This window comes from Streptomyces sp. PR69 (assembly GCF_026420845.1).
In the GTDB taxonomy this organism is placed as follows: domain Bacteria; phylum Actinomycetota; class Actinomycetes; order Streptomycetales; family Streptomycetaceae; genus Streptomyces.
Genome location: NZ_JAOWCB010000005.1, coordinates 99,161 through 119,688 on the forward strand (window position 1 = coordinate 99,161; position 20,528 = coordinate 119,688).

Consider the following 20,528-nt stretch of genomic DNA (forward strand, 5'->3'; position numbering starts at 1 on the left):
GGCTCCGCGCCCCGAGAGCTCCTCGTCGCGGGCCGGGAGCCGCCTGTCGTCCGGCGCTCCTGTACGCGGGCGGCCGGACGCCACGGCTTCGCCCGCTTCGCCCGGCGGCCGCGCTTGCGCCGCGGGCGGCGCGGCCGCAGGCCGTACGGGACTCCCGGCCCCCGCCCGGCCCCCGAAGTGCGCGGCGCGGCGTCAGTCGCCGGACTGCGGGCCGTCCGGCTGGAGGCTGCGCGTGCGGGGGCCCGGAGGACCGCCATCCGGGCCGTCGCCGCCGTGGCCGCCGGCTCCGCGGAGCCTCCGCCACAGCGTCGGCACCCCGCTGATCAGCAGCGCGAGCGTGACCGCCGCCAGCACGCCCTGCCATGCCTCGTCGAAGAGCGACCCGCCCAGAATCCCGATGAGCTGGTACGTCGCCGCCCAGGCCAGACACGCCGGCACATCGCCCCGCACGAACCTCCGCATCGGCATCCGGGCGAGCAGACACGCCATCATCACCGGAATCCGCCCCGCGGGCACCAGCCGGGACAGCACCAGCACCGTCACCCCGTGCTCCCGCAGCTTCCACCGCGCCTGCTCCAGCCGGTCGGGGGCGGCCCGCACCCGCAGGGCGGCCAGCCAGCGCGAGCCGTTCTTCGAGCGGACGCCCCGCCCGCCGAGCCAGTAGAGCGCCACATCGCCGAGGAACGCCGCGAACGCCGCCACCAGGAACACGAACAGCAGCGCCAGCGGGGCCGTCTGATGAAACGCCACCACCGCCGCCGAGCTCACCACCGCTCCCGTCGGCACCACCGGCACCAGCGAGCCCAGCGCCACCAGCAGAAACAGGGTGGGATAGCCGACCGCCTGCTGCGTCGACTCCGGCGGCAGCCGGGTCACCGTCTCGGAGAGCTGCCAGAGCCCCTCGGACGCGCTCTGGGCCATGCGCACTGGGTTCACCGGGCGGCCCCCGGCCGGACCCGCTCGCCATGCCCGAGCCGGTGGACGGTCACATCCGGGGCCAGCCGCGCCGCCTTGCGTACGAACTCCACACCCGGAGCGTAGAACTCATGCGGCCGGACCCCGTCCATCCCGATCGGCCAGTACGTGCCGTAGTGCACCGGCACGGCGGCGGCCGGCCCCAGCGCCGCGAGCGCCTGCGCCGCGCGGGCCGCGTCCAGATGGCCGTGGCCCAGGTACGGGCCCCAGCCGCCCACCGGCAGCAGCGCCACGTCCACGGGGCCCACTTCCTTGGCCATCGTGTCGAAGAGCCCGGTGTCGCCTGCGAAGTAGGTCCGCGCCTCCCCGTCGACGACATAGCCGAGCGCCGGCGAGCGGCGCGGCCCCACCGGCAGCCGCCGCCCGTCGTGCAGCGCGGGCACGGCACGCACCCGTACACCCCCGTCCACCGTCACCTCATCCCCCGGAGCCATCTCCGTGACCCGCAGTCCGGCACTGTGCACGAGCCGCCGCAGACCGGGCACGGCACGGGACGCCCCGCTCGGCACGATCAGCGCGGTGCCAGGGGCGAGCCGGGCGAGCGACGGCAGATGCAGATGGTCGGCGTGCAGATGGGAGACCAGCACCGCCTCGGCCGCCGCCGCCCGCGGCGGCGGCAGCGCACCGCGCCGTCTGCGCAGATGCGCCAGCCGGCGCACGAACAGCGGGTCCGTCAGCAGCCGGACCCCGGAGTCCTCGATGGTGCAGGTGGCATGACCCCACCAGGTGATCTCCACCGGCACGAGCGCGCCTCCTCGCCGTAGCGCCGGACGCCGGCCCCGGCGTCCTCTCTTACGAGACTAGGCCGTGCCGTCAAAGTCCCGTCCGCCGGGCGGACGACACTCCCTAAGCCGTGTCCGGCGAGAGCTCCGCCCGGCAGCCCCTTCCGGGGAGGGCTGCATGCGCTGGCCTTGACCGTGCCTGGGGGAGATTGAGGCGCGGGGCTCGAACATGTGAACGCGGTGTCGGTCTCCCCGTACACCGCTCCACCGGATCACGGCCCCCGCTGTGCCAGGCTGGAGAGCGGCTGGCGGAGTGCGAAAGCCAGCGGCGCGCGGCGAGAGGCGGGGTGAGACGGGCGTGGGCGGCGCAGGGCGATGGCGGACGGCGGGCAGAGCCCTGCTGCGCGTGACCGTGGTGTGGGCGGTGTCCACGCTCACCATGCTGGCGCTCGCCGGTGCGCTCCCCGATTTCCAGCTGCAGTCTCCCGGCGGGGACAGCATCACCAGGACGGCCGTCACCGCCGCCTGGGGCGCGGGCGCGTTCGGCCTGCTCACCGCGCTGGTGTGGCCGGTGGTCGTACGGGCGCTGCTGCTGGTGCCCGCCCTGGTCCTGGGCTTGCTCGTCTTCTTCCTCAACGGCTCGCTGCTGCTGATCGCCCTCTGGCTGATCCCGGACGGGCGCGGGGCGGCCGAACCGGAGACCGCGGTCGTCGTCGCGGCTGTCATGTCCGCGGTGGCCTCCGCCACCTCCACCGCCCTCGCCGTGCGCGACGACGACGCCTACCGCCGCAGGCTCTACCGGCTCGCCCACCGCCGCGGCCCCCGCGCGGCGGGCGACGGCGGGGAGCAGCCGCCCGGCACGGTCTTCGTCCAGCTCGACGGGGTCGGCTGCGAGGTGCTGCGGCGCGCCGCGGCCGACGGAGTGATGCCCACCGTCGCCGAGTGGCTGGACACCACGCACCGCCTCACCCCCTGGCACACGGACTGGTCCTCCCAGACCGGCGCGAGCCAGCTCGGCATCCTGCACGGCACCAACCACGATGTGCCCGCTTTCCGCTGGTACGAGAAGGACCGCGGCCGGCTGATGGTCAGCAACCGGCCGGCCAGCGCGGGCGAGCTCCAGCGCCGCGCCGTCGAACGCACCGGCGACGCCGGGCTGCTCGCCTCCGACGGGGCCAGCCGCGGCAATCTGTTCAGCGGCGGGGCCGGCCAGGTCGCCCTCGTCCTGTCCGTGGCGGCGCGCCGCGGCCGGGCGAACCGCTCGCGCGCCGGCTACTTCGCCTACTTCTCCGACCCCGCCAACGCGGTCCGCACCGCGGTGTCCTTCATCGCCGAAGTGCTGCGCGAGATAGGCCAGTCGACCCGGTCGCGGCTGCGCGGCGACCGGCCGCGGGTCGGCCGCGGCGGGCTCTACCCCTTCATCCGGGCCTTCGCCACCGTCGTCGAACGCGATGTGGTGGTCGCCGCCGTGATGGGCGACATGCTGGCCGGGCGCAGCGCCGTCTACGCCGACCTCGTCGCCTATGACGAGGTGGCCCACCACTCGGGGCCGCACAGCAAGGACGCCTCGATGGTGCTGGAGCGCCTCGACCGCTCGCTCGCGCTGATCGCCAAGGTCGCGGAGCACGCCCCGCGCCGCTACCGGATCGTGGTCCTGTCCGACCACGGCCAGAGCCCCGGAGAGACCTTCGAAGCCGCGTACGGGCTGACGCTGAAGGATCTCGTACGGGCCGGCTGCGGGCTGCCGGTGTCCCGGCGCGCCGAGCGCTCCAAGAGCGGCGCGGAGGCGCGTGACGCGGCCCGCGACGCCCTGCGCAGCGCCTTGCACCGCACGCTTGACCAGGGCGCGGAGGAGCAGCCTGCCACCGGCTCTGAGCCCGTCGTGCTCGCCTCCGGGAATCTGGCGCTGATCTCCTTCCCCGACACCGAGGAACGGCTCAGCCGCGAGCAGATCGACCGCCGCCACCCCGCGCTGCTGCGGACCCTGGCCAACCATCCGGGCATCGGGTTCCTGCTGGTCCGCAGCGAGGAGCACGGCTCGGTGGCGCTGGGGCGGGACGGCACGGCCACGCCGCTGGCCGAACTCGCCGACGGCGCACCGCCCCTGACGGGCTTCGGGCGCGGCGCGGCCGCCGCCGTACGCCGCACCGACGCCTTCCCGCATGTCGCCGACATCATGGTCAACTCGATGTACGACCCCGGTACGGGCACGGTGCACGCCTTCGAACCGCAGATCGGCTCGCACGGCGGTCTGGGCGGAGAGCAGTCCCATGCCTTTCTGCTGTACCCGGCGGAGCTGTCCGCGCCGGTGGCCGAGGGCGCGGAACTGGTCGGCGCCGAGCAGCTGCACAGGGTGCTGCGCCGCTGGCTGGGGGAGGGGCACGGGCCGCGGATCTCCACCGCGGGCGATACGGGCGACGCCGGTGACACGGGTGATGCGGGTGTTACGGGTGATACGGGCACGGCCGAGCCCTCCACTCCCGCGCCGACGTCACCATAAGCCCGTCGCGGCAAGCGCGCCGCGGCGAACGCTCTGTGTTGCGCGGGCGACCGTGTGACGTCACCCTGAGAGTGACCCAGAAGCGACACAAGCTCACTCTTCGTACTCGGGGCCCAGAGCCGAACGGGTGGCAGGTCGCGGTGAGGAGCTGGTCATGGACCACCAGTCCGCCTGCCGCTACACCTTGGACGTGCAGGCATCCATCGAGCGGATCCCACAGATCCGGCGCATTCTCGCGGCGCACCTCCGGTACTGGAGCCTTGAGGCGCACATCGCTCCGGTCTGCCGCGCCGTCGACGAACTCGTCGCCAACGTCGTATGGCATGTGACCGGAGACAAGAGCTGTGTCGTGGAGCTCCGCTGGACCGGCCGCCATGTGATCGCCTCCGTCGCGGACACCGACCGCCGGATGCCCAAGCTGACCAGTTCGCATCCGGCGAGAGGCGGGCTGGCCACGGTCGCCGCCCTCAGCGACAGCTGGGGGACCTGCGCCACCGCGACCGGCAAGGTGATCTGGTTCAGCAGACGGGTGAAGGCCGCCCAGCGGGTGCCGCGCTCCTCGCTCGTTCCGCTCGACGCCGTACGGGAGTTCAAGCCGCTGCCCGCCAGGCAGCTGCCCATGGAGCCGGCCCCCGCGGCGGCGGACCGCGTACTGGAGACGACAGCGGCCAACTGACCCGGTCCGCGAGGGATGTGACGCCGGTTTTGGACCGGGGCGGGATCGTCAATACGATCCGCGGATGATCATTAGAAAACGGCTTGCGGCCGGGGTGTGCGGGCTGCTCGCCACCCTCGCCGTCGGGCTCTTCCCCTCCGGCGCGGCCGCCGGCGCCGCCGACGCCGTGCCTCCCGCCAAGTCCTCCGCAGAACCCGCTCCGAAGGTCGACCTCGTCCTCGACGTCAGCGGCTCCATGCGCACCCGCGACATCGACGGACAGAGCCGGATGGCCGCCGCGAAGCAGGCCTTCAACGAGGTGCTCGACGCCGTCCCGGAAGAGGTGCGGCTCGGCATCCGCACCCTCGGCGCGAACTACCCCGGCGAGGACCGCAAACTCGGCTGCAAGGACACCCGGCAGCTCTACCCGGTCGGACCGCTGGACCGCACCGAGGCGAAGACCGCCGTCGGCACGCTCGCCCCCACCGGCTGGACGCCGATCGGACCGGCGCTCCTCGGCGCCGCCGAGGACCTCGAAGGAGGCGACGGCACCCGGCGGATCGTGCTCATCACGGACGGCGAGGACACCTGTGCGCCGCTCGACCCGTGCGAAGTCGCCCGGGACATCGCCGCCAAGGGCGTACATCTCGTCATCGACACGCTCGGGCTCGTCCCCGACGCCAAGACCCGCCGACAGCTCACCTGCATCGCCGAGGCCACCGGCGGCACCTACACCTCCGTGCGGCACACCGACGAACTGTCCGGCAGAGTCAGCCAGCTCGTCGAACGCGCCGCCGACCCCGTGGTCACCCCCGTGGCCACGGAGGGCGCCGCCCAGTGCACGGACGCGCCGCAGCTCAAGCCCGGTCTCTACGCCGACCGCGAGGAGTTCGGCGAGCACCGCTGGTACCGGGTGGACGTACCGCCCGGCCAGGAGCTGCGCGCCTCGGTGAGCATCGCGGCCGACCGCGCCGTCGACGATGACTACGGAGTGCTCCTGCGGGCCGTGACCGTGCACGGCCGGGAAATCGTACGGGGCGCGGAGGCGGGCAGCGGCCGCACCGACGTCATCTCCACCGGGCTGCGCTATCCGAAGCCGCCGCTCGACGACGAGGACGACGCGAACGGCTCCGGCGAGGCGGGCGAACCGGCGGCGGAGACCGTCTGCCTGGAAGTCAGCAGCTCCTTCTCGGCCCCCGACGCGGTCAAGAAGTCCCCGGGCCTGCCGGTCGAGCTGGCGATCGACCTGGTGGACGGTCCCGACGAGGCGTCCGACGTCGCCGCCTTCGGCCTCGGCCGCGGCTGGTGGCTGCTCGCCGTCCTCGCCCTCGCCGGACTGCTCGCCGGACTGCTCTGGGGCTGGATCTCACGCTGGCGCGTCGCTGTCTGGAGGACCCACTGATGCGCGTGTTCACCCGAATGGCGTCACTGTCCCTCGCGGCGGCCGCCTTGCTGACCGCGGCCGCACCGGCCGCCCTGGCCGCGGGACCGACGGAACCGACGGAACCGACGGAGGCGGGCACTTCCTTCCGCACCGCGACGGCGGTCAGGCAGGGGCAGCCCGCCACCGCGCAGGGGTCCACGGGCGACTACCTCTACTGGTCCTTCCCCGCGGACGCCGGGCAGCGCCCTGTCGTCGAGGCCGAGGTCACACTGCCCGAGGCCGCGAGCCGCCAGGGCGCGGCGACCTGGCGGCTCGACGTCTACGACGGGCTGCGCCGTCACCAGCCGTGCAAGTACGGCATGCCCAGCCGTACGGCCGCGCAGGACGCCTCCTCCGTCAAGCTGACCTGCACCCTGCGCACCGTCCGCTCCTGGGCGGACACCTGGTCGAATGAGCCGCTCCCCGGCACGTACTACATCCGCCTCACTGTCGCCCGGCTGCCCGAGGAGGACCTCGGCCTGCCGGTGACCGCCCGGATCGAGGCGACCTCCACGGACCGCGGCGGCGCCTACGCGGTGGACGGGGCCCTCGCCGCGCCCCTGGCGCCGGGCGCGGGGAAGAGCCCGGAGGGCGACGAGCGGTCCTCCGGCTGGTGGAGCGACCGGTGGGTGTGGACGGCCGTGGGCGGTGTGCTCGCGGCGCTTGCGGGAGTCGGCGGGCATCGGCTGACCCGCGGCCGCGGTCGCCCACCGGGTCAGGCCCCGGGCGGGGCCTGACCCCTCCCCGGGGGGCTCCGCCCCCCGGACCCCCGCGCCTCAATCTCCCCCGGCTACCTCCCCCAGCTACCTCCCCCAGACTCCGTCCGGGGGTGCCCCCACGGAGGTGTCCCCACGGAGGTGTCCCCACGGGGCTGGGTTTCCGGGCCCCGCGCCTCAATCGCCGGCGGGGCTGATCGTGCAGCCTCTCCCCCCGAAGGGGGGCTTGGGGGCAGAGCCCCTACTTACCGGCATTGGGGGGTCCCCCATGCCCCGTGGGCGTAGGGTCTGGGGCTTGCCCCAGTTTCGGGAAGGGGCGGGGAGGGGGCTGCATCCGGCATGCGGCTCCGCCCCGCGGCCCCCGCAGGGCCACCGCCATGACCTCGCAGGTAATCGACGCCCCCCACCCCACTCCGCCACGCTGACCTCACCGGGTCCCGGGCGGCGCACTCCGTCCGGGCCCCGGAACCGGTCCCGGCCCCGGCCTCGCACCGGGGGCCGGGGACGGACCTCGCCCGATCCGACCGGACGAAAGGCTGATGCGCCATGTCGACCACCCTGCTCACGGGGCTCGCCCGCACCACACGACCGCAGATCGCGCTGCGCCGCTTCCTGGCCCTTGACGCCGTGGTGACCGGTGTCAACGGGCTGGCCTATCTCGCGGCGTCCGGGCCGCTCGGACGGCTTCTGGGGGTCGACGCCGGACTGCTGCTCGGGCTGGGCCCGCTGCTGGCCGTGTACGGGGCGGGCGTCGGGGCGCTCGCGCTGCGGCCCGGTCCGCCGCGGCTGGCGGTGCAGGCCGTGGTGGAGATCAATCTGGCGTGGGCGGCGGTCAGCCTCTTCGCCCTGGCGCTGTGGCTGACGCCGACCGCGGCGGGGGCGGTGTGGATTTTGCTGCAGGCCCTGGTCGTGGCGGGCTTCGCCGTACTCCAGTGGTCGGCCCTGCGCGCGGTCGGCGTTGCTAGGAGCTGAGCGTCCGGAGGTGTTCGGCGGTCGCCGGGTCGGCGGGCAGCAGCGTCTCGATGGCCAGTTCGGCGACCGTCACGTCCAGCGGCGTGTTGAACGTGGAGATCGACGAGACGAACGACAGCAGCCGCCCCTCGTGCTCGATGAGCAGCGGCAGCGCGATGGCGGGATGCGGCGGCGGGCACGGCCCGTCCGTCCGGTCCGTCAGCTCCGGCAGGGGATAGGCGGCGACCTCGTCGTACAGCTCGCGCAGGGCCTGCGACCGGACGAGCGTGAGCTGGTGCTCCAGCCGGGCCAGCAGATGTCCGCGCCACTCGCGCAGATTCCGGATGCGTGCCGCGAGTCCCTCGGGGTGGAGGGTGACGCGGAGCGCGTTGAGGGGCTCGGCGAGCAGATGCTCCGGCAGTCCGGCGAGCAGCATGCCGATCCCGCGGTTGGCGGCCAGCACCCGGTATGAGCCGTCGACGATGAGCGCCGGATAGGGCTCGTACCCGCGGAGCAGCTGCTCCAGGCTCTCGCGCACCACGGCCATGGAGGGGGCGTCGAGGGGCGTCTCGGTGTAGCGGGGCGCGTAACCGGCTGCCAGCAGCAGGGCGTTGCGTTCGCGCACGGGCACGTCGAGGCAGTCGGCGAGGCGCAGGATCAGCGTTTCGCTGGGGCGCGAGCGGCCGTTCTCGACGAAGCTGATGTGGCGCGCCGACGAGTCGGCGCGCAGGGCCAGTTCCAGTTGGCTCAGCCGCCGTCGCTCACGCCACTCGCGCAGCAGCGGCCCCGCTCCGGGGGCGATGTCCCGGCCGGAGCGGGCGGTTTCGGCGATGGTCATGGCCCGACCGTAGTACGAAGGGACTCCGCGGGGCGGGGTGTGCGGATCAGCCGTGGGCCTCCCCGAGCAGCAGGGCCAGCGCCTCCTCCACATCCATGCCGTCCGCTTCGCCGCCGGCCGGCACGACGCCGTACGACAGGGCCAGGAAGTGCCGCATGGCCGCCGAGCCGAACTGGAGCAGCGCCACCCCCTCGGGGGAGCGCAGCTCGACCATGGTGTGGGTCAGGCCCCACGGCCAGATGTGCACATCGCCGGCCCCCGATGGGCCGCTCAGCCCGGACTCCAGCAGGCTGCGGGCGAAGACCCAGGTCACGCCGGTGTCGGCGAGGGATGCCTCGGCCGGGAAGTCCATGCGCACCGCGTACGGGTCCTCGGCGGTGTAGCGCAGCCGCACCGGGATGGCGGGGCCGGTCTGCGGGGCGGCATCGCAGATGAGCCGGGCCGGGGCCGACTGCGCGACGGTGGAGGACATCGACTCGCTCCTTTGGCTGCGGGCGTCCGTGAGGCAGGTCCACAGGGGCGAACTGACCCTGTTCTCCTTACGACGCCGTGGAGGGCGGAGCGATTACATGCGACCCATGAGTAGGTGATGTGATGTGCATCACTCAACGAAGAAGCCCCGGCCGGCACGGGGGCCACCGGCCGGGGCGGTCTGAGTAGGTGAAGCTTAAACCATCATGGTGCGGTGCGCTGCGCCCGGGGGAGGGGCTATGGCTGCTCGCCCCTCGGGACCACCGTGGCCAGCACCGACGGGAGCGGGTACCAGTCGGCGGAGACGACGCTGGCGTGCCGCCCGGCCAGCAGGGTGACCCGGTCCCGGGCCTCGGCCTCCGTCGGGCTGACCGCGTCGATGGCGGGGGCGACATTGTGGGCGGAGGTCATGACGACCAGATAGCCGTTCCGGTCGTACCACGCGGTGTCGATCGAGCCCCCTGCGTACGCGCTCGCGTCGCCGTCGAAGACGACGAACCAGGGCCGGAGCCCGGCGTCCGCGTACCGCGTGCGCGGATCGCCCGAGGCGGCCCCGTGCACCGCGGGGAACGCGGCCGCCTCGCCCAGCCGGCCCGCCGCCTTGAGGGAGCGCAGGTGCATCGCGTACTCACGGTCGGTCCACAGTGAGTCGAAGGGGTTCTGCTCCTCAAGCGTTCCCGGGATCAGCTCGATCACGAACTTGCCCGCCAGCGCCGAACGGCTCGGCCAGCCGTCCGCCCGGACCGCGGTGTCCAGATCGGGGTGGCCGCCGGCCAGATCGGCCGGGCGGAACAGGGCGTCGCCCAGGCGGTCGGTGAGCAGCGCGTCGAGCGCGGCGGGGCCGCGGCCGTGGTTCCCCTGGAAGCCGTCCTTCATCTCGATCTTGACCAGAATCGGACGGTGGCCGGGGTTGGCGTCATGCCAGGCCCGCATATCGGCGAGGCAGCCGCCGAGGTCCTGGTTTCTGGCCCGTGTGCGCAGCTGGTCCGCATGGGCCGCGTTCTCGCAGTTGTTGTCATTGCCGAAGGGGTTGCTGTGCGAGACGCGCCACGAGCGGCCGAATCCATTGGTCCATACGTCGAGTTCGAGCATGCCCGCGCCGGAGTCGAGGGCGTCGGCGAAGTAGCCGTACTTGTCCTTCTCGTATGCGTTGTGCACGCCGACCCAGGTCGATGCGGCGTAACTCAGTTCGCCGGGGTGTGCGGCGCGGGGGGCGGCGGCCTGGGCGGGTGCGAGTGCGACGGTGAGCAGTCCGGTCGCGGCGGCGGTCACGGCGGCGCGCGAGAGCTTCCCCATGGGTCCCCTGTCTGTACGTCGATGGAATGCGGGTGCCTTGAGGTGCTCATGTCTCCCCCCAAGTCGACGGAATCGTAAGCGAGTTGCGTGAACATCGGGAGAAGGGTCCGGCCATCCGCGGTCGCTGGCGGGGGTGCGGGCGGGTGAGGCGGGCGCGGTGCGGAGGGGGGCGGGGGCGGCTGCGGCGAGACGGCGGCGTCCGGCGTGCGGGCAGGCGCGGCGCAGGTCACGATGGGCGCATGCTGTTCGCCCGCCTCGCCGAGGTCTCGCGTGAGGTCGCCGCCGCCCCGGCCAGATCGCGGAAGACCGCCGTGCTGGCCGGGCTGTTCGCCGCGGCGGGGCCCAAGGAGACGCCCCTCGTCATCTCGTATCTCGCCGGGCGCGTGCCGCAGGGCCGCATCGGCGTCGGCTGGAGCACCCTCAAGGACCCCGTGCCGCCCGCCGCCGCTCCCTCGCTGACCGTCGCCGAGGTGGACGCCTCCCTCGACGCCCTCGCCCGGGTATCCGGGCCCGGCGCACAGCGCGAACGCAAACGGCTGGTCGCCCGGCTCATGGGCGCGGCGACCGAGGAGGAGCAGCGGTTTCTGTACCGCCTCCTCACCGGGGAGGTGCGCCAGGGCGCCCTGGACGCCGTCGCACTGGAGGCCGTCGCCCAGGCCGCCGGGGCATCCGCGGACGAGATGCGGCGCGCCGTGATGCTGGAGGGCTCGCTGCCCCGCGTCGCCCGGGCCGTCCTCGCCGAGGGGCCGGGCGCGCTCGCCCGGTTCCGGCTGCGGGTGGGCACCCCGGTGCAGCCGATGCTGGCCCATACCGCCGCCTCCGTCGGCGAAGCCGTACGCACCCTCGACGCCGCCTGCGCCGTCGAGGAGAAGCTCGACGGCATCCGCGTCCAGGTCCACCGGTCAGGCGGCGAGGTGCGGATCTACACCCGCTCGCTCGACGACATCACCGAGCGGCTGCCGGACGTCCGCGCCGCCGCGGCCGGGCTGGCGGGGGATCAGTTCATCCTGGACGGCGAGGTCATCGCACTCGACGACAGCGGACGGCCGGCGGCCTTCCAGGACGTCGCCTCCCGTGTGGGCTCCCGCGCCGACGTGCTCGCGGCCCATGCGGCGCTGCCGCTCTCGCCGGTGTTCTTCGACGTGCTCGCCGCCGAGGGCGAGCCCGTACTCGACCGGCCGGGCGCCGAGCGCCACGCCGTGCTGGCGCGGCTCGTCCCCGAGCCGATGCGGGTGCGCCGCACCGTCGTCGACGACCCCGCCTCCGGGGAGCAGATCACCGCCGCCGAGGAGTTCTTCGCCGAGACCCTGCGCCGCGGCCATGAAGGCGTCCTGGTGAAGTCGCTGGCCGCCCCCTACAGCGCAGGCCGCCGCGGCCGCTCCTGGCTCAAGGTCAAACCCGTGCACACCCTCGATCTGGTGATCCTCGCCGCCGAATGGGGGCACGGCAGACGCACCGGGCTGCTGTCCAACCTCCACCTCGGCGCACGCGCCGCCGACGGCGGCTTCGTCATGCTCGGCAAGACGTTCAAAGGGCTCACGGACGAGATGCTGCGCTGGCAGACCGACCGGCTGCGGGAACTCGCCCTCGACGACGACGGGTTCACCGTGACCGTACGCCCGGAGCTCGTCGTGGAGATCGCCTACGACGGCGTCCAGCGCTCCCCGCGCTACCCCGCGGGCGTCACACTGCGCTTCGCCCGCGTACTGCGCCACCGCCCCGACAAGCCCGCGGCCGAGGCCGACACCGTCGAACAGGTCCTCGCCGCACGCGGGGCCGCGTGAGGGCGACGGATCTCCGCGAGGCGCGGGGTCCGGGGGCGGCGCGAAAGATCCGCCGATACCGCCTAGGGTGGCTGCCACCGCCCGCAGCCGGCCCCGACCCAGGAAGGTATGCGCCCATGCCCACCGAGCGTTTGTCGCAGAAGGAGATCGAGGACCGGCTGCGGGAGCTTCCCGGCTGGTCCCTGGAAGGCGACCGGATCGTCCGCTCGTACCGGCTCGAAAGCCACTTTGCGGCGGCCGCGATGGCCGTGCACATCGCCCGGATCCAGGACGAGCTGAACCATCACTCGGACCTCACCCTCGGCTACAACACCCTGGGTCTGTCCGTCCACACCCACGACGCGGGCGGCGCGGTGACGGCGAAGGACTTCGCCCTGGCCGAACGCGTCGAACAGATCGCCCCGTCCCACGGCGCGGTGTAGCGGCCGGGCCCGTAACGGGGGCGGAGCCCCCCGCCGTCAAACGCCCCACGCGCCCGCGCGCACCGCATCCCCGGCGAAGGCCGAGAAGTCCTTCGGCTCACGGCCCAGCACCCGCTTCACCTCGTCCGTCAGGGACGCGTTGTGTCCGTCCAGGAGCGAGGCGAACAGCTCCGCCGCCCAGCGGGCCTCCGCCGCCGGGAGGCCCTGGCCGCCGAGCATCGCCGCGTACTCCTCGCCGGACACCGGCCGGTACCGCACCGCGCGGCCCGTCGCACGGGCCAGCTCCTCGGCGGCCTCGGCGAAGGTGATCAGCCGAGGGCCCGTCAGCTCCAGGGTCTCGCCCGCGAAGGCGTCCCCGGTGAGCGCCGTGGCCACCACGTCCGCCAGATCGTCGGCGTCGATGAACGGCTCGGCCGCCTGACCGGCCGGGAAGGCGAACTCGCCCGCGCACACCCCCTCGTACATCAGCCCCTCGCTGAAGTTCTGCGCGAAGAAGCTGCCCCGCACCACCGTCAGCGCCACCCCCGACTCCCGCAGCGCGGACTCCGCCTTGGCCGCCTCCGGCTCGCCGCGCCCCGAGAGCAGCACCAGCCGGCGCACCCCGGCCCGCTCCGCGAGCCGGCCGAAGGTCCGCATCGCCCCGTCCGCGCCGGGGGCCGCGAGATCCGGGTAGTAGGCAACATAGGCGGCGTCCGCGCCCCGCAGCGCCGCGGCCCAGGTGGAGTCGTCCTCCCAGTCGAAGGGCACCTCGCCCCGGCGCGATCCTGCCCGCACCGTGAGCCCGAGCGCCCGCAGCCGGTCCGCCACCCGACGGCCGGTCTTCCCCGTCGCGGCCGTCACCAGCGCCGTGGTGTTCTGCGTCTGTGTCAGGTTCTCTGTCATGCCCCCAGATTCCCTCGGCGCTTATGGACTCTCCATGCTCCACAGGCTCAATTCCATACGCGTACGTCTACGATGGCGCGTCTACGATGGCGGCCATGGACGCACTCGCCGGGCTGCTCGACGGTCCCCGCGCCCGAGGGGCTTTTCTGCTGCGCATGGTCATGGCCCCGCCGTGGTCCGTGCGGGTCGAGGACCGCGCGCCGCTCTGTCTGATGTGCGTCGACCGTGGCGAGGCCTGGGTCGTCCCCGAATCCGGCGACCCCGTCCTGCTGCGCCCCGGCGATCTGGCCATCGCTCGCGGACCGGCCCCGTACACCGTGGCCGACGACCCGGACACCCCGCCGCAGGCGGTCGCCGGGCCCGGCGGGAGCTGCCGCACGCTCCGGGGCGAGCCGCTCGCCCAGTCGATGGACCTCGGGGTGCGCACCTGGGGCAACGCCCCCGACGGGCCTGTGAGCATGCTGATCGGCGCCTACCAGATGCCCGGCGAGGTCGGCGGACGGCTGCTGGACGCGCTGCCGGGGCTGCTGTGGCTGCCGGGCGACTCCTGGACCTGTCCGCTGCTGCCCGTCCTCGACGAGGCGATCACCCGCGATGAGCCCGGCCAGAGCGTCGTACTGGACCGCACCCTGGACCTGCTGCTGATCGCCGCCCTGCGTGCCTGGTTCTCCCGGCCCGACGCCCGCGCCCCGGCCTGGTACCGGGCGCTGGGCGACCCGGTCGTGGGCCGTGCCCTGCGGCTGCTCCAGGACGATCCGGCGCATCCGTGGACCGTGGCCTCGCTGGCGGCCCGATGCGGCGTGTCCCGCGCCGGGCTGGCCCGCAGATTCACCGAGCTGGTCGGCGAGCCCCCGATGGCGTACCTCACCGGCTGGCGGCTCGCGCTCGCCGCCGATCTGCTGCGGGAGACCGACGCGACCGTGGACGCCGTGGCCGGAAAGGTGGGCTACAGCGGCGCGTTCGCCCTCAGCGCGGCCTTCAAACGGGTGCGCGGCATCAGTCCGCGGGAGCACCGGGCCGTGAGCCGCCGCTCGGCCCCGTACGGTCAGTCTTTGCCACAACCGCAACAAAGCTCGCGCTGACCTTCGGCTCCGCGCGACCCTGACCCCATGACCCGTCACCACCATGACACCACTCAGATGGACTGGGCCGAGATGGCCCCGATGCTTGAGCGCGGCGCCGAACTCGGCACCCCCGTCTACCGGCAGGCCGCGGCCTGGCTCGGCGAGCTCGCGCCGCCCGCCTCGGTGCGCCGCATCCTGGACGTCGGCAGCGGACCGGGCGTGCTGACCACACTGCTCGCCGAGGCGTTCCCGTACGCGGAGGTCGTCGCCGTCGACGCCACGCCGCCGCTCCTGGAACGTGCCCGGGCCCGCGCCGAGCGCCTCGGACTCGCCGACCGCGTCCAGACCCGGCACGCCGAACTGCCCGGCGACATCGACACACTGGGCGAGGCCGATCTGATCTGGTCCGGCAACGCGCTGCACCACATCGGGGACCAGCGCGCCGCGCTGGCGGGCCTGGCCCGGCGCTTGCGCCCCGGCGGTCTGGTCGCACTCGTCGAGGGCGGGCTCACGGAGCGCCATCTGCCCCGCGACATCGGCTTGGGCCGGCCCGGTCTGGAGAGCAGACTGGAAGCCGTGCGGGCCGAGTGGTTCGCCGAGATGCGCGCCGAACTGCCCGGGTTCGCACGGGAGACGGAGGACTGGCGGGCGCTGCTCGCCGCGGCCGGTCTCACGCCCAGCGGCGCCCGCTCTTTCCTGCTCGACATCCCCGCCCCCGTGACCCCCGTTGTACGTGAATATCTGCACACCTTCTTCACCCGCAGCCGCACCGCGCTGGAGGGGCGGCTGGCGGATGACGACATCGCCGCGCTCGACCGGCTGCTGGATCCCGAGGACCCGCAGGGGCTCGCCCGGCGGCCCGATGCGTATCTGCTCGCCGCCCACACGGTGCACACCGCCCGCCGGGGGTGAGCCGCCCGCCGGGGGTGAGCCGGTCGGCGGCATGGACGGCCGCCGACAGCTGGCTGGCCGCCGCCCGATGGACGGATACCGGCAAATGGGGTGAAGTGCGCATACGTTGTGGCGTATGCCGTCCTCGATCTACCTCAAGCGGCTCCTCGTCGGACGCCCGCTCGACAGTGCGCGCCTGGGGGAGACCCTCCTCCCCAAGCGGCTGGCACTGCCGATCTTCTGCAGCGACCCGCTCTCCTCCGTGGCCTATGCGACGGAGGAGATCCTGCTGATCCTCGCCCTCGGCGGGGTCGCGCTGCTCCATCTGGCCTGGTACGCGGCGGCGGCCATCGTCTTTCTGCTGATCGTGGTGGTCGCCTCCTACCGGCAGACCTGCCGCGCCTATCCGGGCGGCGGCGGGGCCTATGCCGTCAGCAGGGCGAATCTGGGCCCCAACGCGGCGCTGACCGCGGCCAGTGCGCTGCTCATCGACTATGTGCTCACCGTCGCCGTCTCCGTGGTCTCCGGCGTCGCGGCCATCACCTCCGCCGTCCCGGCGCTCGCCGGCCACCATGTGGAGCTGTCCGTCGGCTTCGTCATCCTGCTGACCCTGATGAATCTGCGCGGCGTCCGGGAGTCGGGGCGTGTCTTCGCCGTCCCCACCTACGGCTTCGTCGCCGCGGTCTATCTGATGTTCGCGGTGGCGGTCTACCGGCTGGCCACCGGGTCTGTGATCCGTGCCGAGTCCGCGGATCTGCCCATCCACGCGGAAGGCGACTACACCGGGATCGCCGTCGTGCTGCTGGCGATGCGCGCCTTCGCCTCCGGCTGTACGGCGCTGACCGGCGTCGAGGCCATCAGCAACGGCGTCCCCGCCTTCCGCAAGCCCAAGAGCCGCAACGCCGCCAACACGCTCGCCGTGATGGGGCTGCTCTCGGTGACCATGTTCGGCGGGATCACCGCCCTCGCCATGACATACGACGTCCATGTGGCCGCAGAACCCGCCGAACTGGGCCTCGCCCCCGACACGCCCATGTCCACCGCCCTGGCCCAGATCGGCCGCGCCACCTTCGGCGATGCGCATCTGCTGTTCTATCTGCTGCAGGCGTTCACCGCGGGGGTGCTGGTCCTGGCCGCCAACACGGCGTTCAACGGCTTCCCGATGCTGGCCTCGTTCCTGGCCCGCGACCGCTATGTCCCGCACCAGCTCCACCACCGCGGCGACCGGCTCGTCTACTCCAACGGAGTGATGCTGCTGGCCCTGGCCGCCATCGGGCTGATCGTCTTCTTCGACGCCTCGCTCACCCGGCTGATCCAGCTGTACATCGTCGGCGTGTTCGTCTCCTTCACGCTCTCCCAGGCAGGGATGGTGCGGCACTGGCGCGCAGCGCTGCGGGAGCGCCTGCCGGCCGCCCGGCGGGCGCGGATGCGCCGCTCGATGGCCGTCAACGCGGTCGGCGCGTTTCTCACCGCGCTGGTGCTGGTGATTGTGGTGGTCACCAAGTTCACCCATGGGGCGTGGCTCGTGGTCGTCGCCATGCCGCTGCTGTTCGCCGGGATGAAAGGGGTGCGACGCCACTATGCGCAGGTCGCCGCGGAGGTGGCGGTGCCGGAGGGGCGGCGGCTGCGCGCCCCGGCCCGGCACCGCATGATCGTGCTCGTCGCCGATGTGCACGCCCCGACGCTGCGGGCGCTGGAAGTGGGCATGGCCATGCGGCCGTCGACGATCGAGGCGGTCACGGTCGGCTCGGACCCGGACGAGCTGCGACGGCTGCGGGAGCAGTGGGCCGAGCATGCGCCAGAGGTGGCGCTGACCGTCCTGCACTCCCCGTACCGGGAGCTGATCGCACCGGTGCTGCGGCACATCAGGGAGGCCGCGGAGGCCGATCCTCAGGCGCTGGTCTCCATCGTCATCCCGGAGTACGTCGTCCGGCACTGGTGGGAGCAGCCGCTGCACAACCAGAGCGCGCTGCGGCTCAAAGCGCGGCTGCTGTTCCACCCGTCCGTGGTCGTGATCGACGTCCCCTACCGGCTCACGGCGCAGACCGGGGCCGGGGCCGGCGGGGGAGTCTCCGGGTGACGGCTACGCGCCGTCGAACGCGGCCGGGTCCGGGCCCAGCCGCCTGCCCTCGTCCAGCGCGGCGAACACCGCCATGTCGTCGGCGTCCAGCTCAAAGTCGAACAGGTCGATGTTCTCGGCGATCCTGGACGGCGTCACGGACTTCGGGATCGCCACATTCCCGAGCTGGAGGTGCCAGCGCAGCACGATCTGCGCCGGCGTCCTGCCGTGCTTCTGCGCCACCGCGACGACGGCCGGCACCTCCAGCAGGCCCCTGCCCTGCCCCAGCGGGGACCAGGCCTCGGTCGTGATGCCGTGCTGGGCGTGGAAGTCGCGCAGTTCGGACTGCTGGAGCTGCGGATGCAGCTCGATCTGGTTCACGGCGGGGACGACGGACGTCTCGCCGATCAACCGCTCCAGATGTTCGGGAAGGAAGTTGGAGACGCCGATGGCCTTGGCCCGCCCGTCCGCGTGGATCCTCTCCAGCGCCCGGTACGTGTCGACGTACAGGTCCCTGGACGGCAGCGGCCAGTGGATCAGATAGAGGTCCACATAGTCGAGGCCGAGCCTGGACAGCGAGGCGTCGAAGGCGCGCAGCGTCGTGTCATAGCCCTGAGCGCTGTTCCAGACCTTGGTGGTGATGAAGAGGTCCTCGCGGGGCAGCCCGGAGTCGGCGACGGCGCGGCCGGCGCCCTCTTCGTTCTCGTAGATCGCCGCGGTGTCGATGCTGCGGTAGCCGGCCTTGAGGGCCGTGCCCACCGCCTGCGCCGCCTCGTCGTCCGGCACCTGCCAGACGCCGTAGCCGAGCTGCGGCATCGTGTTGCCGTTGTTGAGGGTGAGGGAGGGGACCTTGCTCACGAGCGGTCGAGTCCTAACGTCGTCGGTTGTCACATGCCTGCCCAACGATGCCAGCCCGCGGCGCATTCCCGTACGAAGCGATCTTTTTGTTTCCCGCGCGCCTCCGGGAAGCCCCGCCCGCACCGGGCGTCACCCGTACAGGGCGTCCACCTCGGCCGCGTACGCCGCCTCGATCGCCTTCCGTTTGAGCTTCAGCGAGGGGGTCAGCAACCCGTGCTCCTCGGTGAACGGATGCGCCAGTATGCGGAAGGTGCGGATCGACTCGGCCTGTGACACCAGGGTGTTGGCCGCCACCACCGCCCGCCGGATCTCGCTCTCCAGATCGGGGTCGCGCACCATCGCCGCGGGCGGCAGCGGCGCCCTGTGCTGCATGGCCAGCCAGTGCTCGACGGCGTCCTGGTCGAGCGTCACCAGCGCGGCGATGAACGGCCGGTCGTTGCCGACGACGATGCACTGGGCGATCAGCGGATGGGAACGCACCCGCTCCTCCAGCCCCGCCGGCGAGACGCTCTTGCCGCCCGACGTCACCAGGATCTCCTTCTTCCGCCCGGTGATGGTCAGATAGCCGTCCTCGTCGAGGGTCCCGAGATCGCCGGTCGCCAGCCAGCCGTCCCGCAGCACCGCGTCGGTGGCCTCGCGGTCGTTGAGATACCCGGAGAAGATCTGCGGGCCGCGCAGCCACACCTCCCCGTCCTGAGCGATATGCACCGTCGTACCCGGGACCGGCTGGCCCACCGTGCCGTAGCGGATCCGTTCCGGCGGGTTCGCCGTCGCCGCCGCGGTCGACTCCGTCAGCCCGTACCCCTCGAAGACCCGCACGCCCGCGCCCTCGAAGAACAGCCCCAGCCGGCGGCTCATCCCGGACCCGCCGGACATGGCATGGCGCACCCGCCCGCCCATCGCCTCGCGCACCTTGCCGTAGACGAGCTTCTCGAAGAGCTGGTGCTGCACCCGCAGCGCGGCCGAGGGGCCGGAGCCCAGCCCGAAGGCCCGCGCCTCCAGCGCCTCCGCGTACTTCACCGCCACCGCGACCGCCTTGTCGAACGCGGCCGCCTTTCCCTCCGCCTCGGCCGTGCGCCGCGCGGCGTGGAAGACCCTCTCGAAGACATACGGCACGGCCAGGATGAACGTCGGCCGGAACGCGGCCAGATCGGGCAGCAGCGCGGTCGCCTGAAGCACCGGCTGATGACCCAGCTTGACCCGGCCGAGGACCGCCGCCACCTCCACCATCCGCCCGAAGACATGCGCCAGCGGCAGAAACAGCAGCGTCGCCGGCTCATCGCCCGGCCTGGTGTGGAACACCGGCTCCCAACGGCGGATCAGGGTGTCCGTCTCGAACATGAAGTTCGCATGGGTGAGCACACACCCCTTGGGGCGGCCGGTGGTTCCCGAGGTGTAGATCACCGTGGCGATGGAATCGGGTGTGACCGCGCGCCGGTGCCGGTGCACCACCTCGTCGTCGATATGCGCGCCCGCCGCGAACAGCTCGGCCACCGCCCCCGCGTCCACCTGCCACAGCCGCTGCAGCCGCGGCAGCCGGCCCAAGGCCGACCCGACGGTCATCGCATGGTCCTCATGCTCCACCACGCACGCCGTCACCCCGGCGTCATGCAGAATCCAGGAGACCTGCTCGGCGGACGAGGTCGGATACACGGGCACCGACTGCGCGCCCACCGTCCACAGCGCGAAGTCGAACAGCGTCCACTCGTAGCGCGTACGGCACATCAGGGCCACCCGGTCGCCGAACCGCACCCCCTGCGCCAGCAGCCCCTTGGCCAGCGCCAGCACCTCGTCGCGGAACTCGCCGGAGGTCATGTCGCGCCAGCGGCCGTCCGCGTCCTTGCGCCCGAGAGCGATATGCCCGGGGTCGTCGAGGGCATGGTCGAACACCGCATCCGCCAGTCCCCCGACCTGGGGCGCCGCGGCCAGGGGTGGGACAGTGAACTCGCGCAATGGCTGCTCCTCGTGGCGCTCCCCGCACAGCGCCGCGACGGTACCCCAGTCGATCGAGACGTGGGTCA

The 20,528-nt window shown here is 73.1% G+C and carries 18 protein-coding genes; 10 read left to right on the forward strand and 8 right to left on the reverse strand.

Annotated elements, in window-relative coordinates; translation table 11 throughout:
• Positions 1-192 precede the first annotated feature (192 nt).
• Together OF819_RS06600 and OF819_RS06605 are read right to left on the reverse strand one after the other, a co-directional pair.
• Positions 193-921, reverse strand: a complete 729-nt coding sequence (locus OF819_RS06600) for a DedA family protein (protein ID WP_267242412.1) — start codon at positions 919-921, stop codon at positions 193-195.
• 11 nt (positions 922-932) lie between these two features.
• The gene (locus OF819_RS06605; protein WP_267242413.1) at positions 933-1,718 is read right to left on the reverse strand and encodes an MBL fold metallo-hydrolase; all 786 of its coding nucleotides are present in this window, start codon (positions 1,716-1,718) and stop codon (positions 933-935) included.
• A gap of 418 nt (positions 1,719-2,136) precedes the next feature.
• Here OF819_RS06605 and OF819_RS06610 point away from each other — a divergent pair, with 418 nt between their 5' ends.
• From OF819_RS06610 to OF819_RS06630, 5 genes are all read left to right on the forward strand, one after another.
• Entirely contained in the window at positions 2,137-4,197 is a 2,061-nt protein-coding gene (locus OF819_RS06610) for an alkaline phosphatase family protein (protein WP_416370486.1), read from the forward strand.
• Between the two features lie 154 nt (positions 4,198-4,351).
• Positions 4,352-4,873, forward strand: a complete 522-nt coding sequence (locus OF819_RS06615) for an ATP-binding protein (RefSeq protein ID WP_267242415.1) — start codon at positions 4,352-4,354, stop codon at positions 4,871-4,873.
• Between the two features lie 64 nt (positions 4,874-4,937).
• The gene (locus tag OF819_RS06620) at positions 4,938-6,254 is read left to right on the forward strand and encodes a VWA domain-containing protein (protein WP_267242416.1); all 1,317 of its coding nucleotides are present in this window, start codon (positions 4,938-4,940) and stop codon (positions 6,252-6,254) included.
• Entirely contained in the window at positions 6,254-7,012 is a 759-nt protein-coding gene (locus tag OF819_RS06625) for a hypothetical protein (protein ID WP_267242417.1), read from the forward strand. Before OF819_RS06620 ends, OF819_RS06625 begins: the two co-directional genes overlap by 1 nt.
• Before the next feature lie 525 nt (positions 7,013-7,537).
• Positions 7,538-7,963, forward strand: coding sequence for a hypothetical protein (locus tag OF819_RS06630; protein WP_267242418.1), 426 nt, complete (start codon positions 7,538-7,540; stop codon positions 7,961-7,963).
• On the opposite strand, the gene OF819_RS06635 is transcribed toward OF819_RS06630, so the two are convergent.
• The 3 genes from OF819_RS06635 to OF819_RS06645 form a co-directional block, all read right to left on the reverse strand.
• Positions 7,953-8,780 carry a helix-turn-helix domain-containing protein gene (locus tag OF819_RS06635; RefSeq protein WP_267242419.1) on the reverse strand — a complete coding sequence of 276 codons (828 nt, stop codon included), beginning with the start codon at positions 8,778-8,780 and terminating at the stop codon, positions 7,953-7,955. The two genes, OF819_RS06630 and OF819_RS06635, sit on opposite strands and share 11 nt — an antisense overlap.
• A 46-nt stretch (positions 8,781-8,826) precedes the next feature.
• Complete coding sequence (locus OF819_RS06640; RefSeq protein WP_267242420.1) at positions 8,827-9,252, reverse strand: SsgA family sporulation/cell division regulator; 426 nt, start codon at positions 9,250-9,252, stop codon at positions 8,827-8,829.
• Positions 9,253-9,488: 236 nt separating this feature from the next.
• Positions 9,489-10,547, reverse strand: a complete 1,059-nt coding sequence (locus OF819_RS06645; RefSeq protein ID WP_267242421.1) for a phosphatidylinositol-specific phospholipase C domain-containing protein — start codon at positions 10,545-10,547, stop codon at positions 9,489-9,491.
• A 239-nt stretch (positions 10,548-10,786) separates the two neighbouring features.
• On the opposite strand from OF819_RS06645, the gene OF819_RS06650 reads away from it, so the two are divergent.
• On the forward strand, positions 10,787-12,331 hold the full coding sequence (locus tag OF819_RS06650) for an ATP-dependent DNA ligase (protein ID WP_267242422.1): 1,545 nt from the start codon (positions 10,787-10,789) through the stop codon (positions 12,329-12,331).
• Positions 12,332-12,447: 116 nt separating this feature from the next.
• Positions 12,448-12,753: a 4a-hydroxytetrahydrobiopterin dehydratase gene (locus tag OF819_RS06655; RefSeq protein ID WP_267242423.1), complete on the forward strand. Its 306-nt coding sequence runs from the start codon at positions 12,448-12,450 to the stop codon at positions 12,751-12,753.
• Between the two features lie 36 nt (positions 12,754-12,789).
• Here the strand turns inward: OF819_RS06655 and OF819_RS06660 are convergent, their stop codons facing one another.
• Positions 12,790-13,635, reverse strand: coding sequence for an NAD(P)H-binding protein (locus OF819_RS06660; protein WP_267242424.1), 846 nt, complete (start codon positions 13,633-13,635; stop codon positions 12,790-12,792).
• 95 nt (positions 13,636-13,730) lie between these two features.
• Between OF819_RS06660 and OF819_RS06665 the strand changes: the two genes are divergently transcribed.
• The 3 genes from OF819_RS06665 to OF819_RS06675 all read left to right on the forward strand — a co-directional run bounded on the left by OF819_RS06665 (position 13,731) and on the right by OF819_RS06675 (position 17,670).
• Entirely contained in the window at positions 13,731-14,717 is a 987-nt protein-coding gene (locus OF819_RS06665) for an AraC family transcriptional regulator (protein WP_267242425.1), read from the forward strand.
• Positions 14,718-14,744: 27 nt separating this feature from the next.
• A complete protein-coding gene (locus OF819_RS06670; RefSeq protein WP_267242426.1) occupies positions 14,745-15,611 on the forward strand; it encodes a class I SAM-dependent methyltransferase in 867 nt (288 codons plus the stop codon).
• A gap of 115 nt (positions 15,612-15,726) precedes the next feature.
• Entirely contained in the window at positions 15,727-17,670 is a 1,944-nt protein-coding gene (locus tag OF819_RS06675; protein WP_267242427.1) for an APC family permease, read from the forward strand.
• 3 nt (positions 17,671-17,673) lie between these two features.
• Here the strand turns inward: OF819_RS06675 and OF819_RS06680 are convergent, their stop codons facing one another.
• Positions 17,674-18,507, reverse strand: coding sequence for an aldo/keto reductase (locus tag OF819_RS06680; protein ID WP_323748901.1), 834 nt, complete (start codon positions 18,505-18,507; stop codon positions 17,674-17,676).
• 129 nt (positions 18,508-18,636) lie between these two features.
• Entirely contained in the window at positions 18,637-20,460 is a 1,824-nt protein-coding gene (locus tag OF819_RS06685) for an AMP-dependent synthetase/ligase (protein ID WP_267242428.1), read from the reverse strand.
• Positions 20,461-20,528 lie beyond the last annotated feature (68 nt).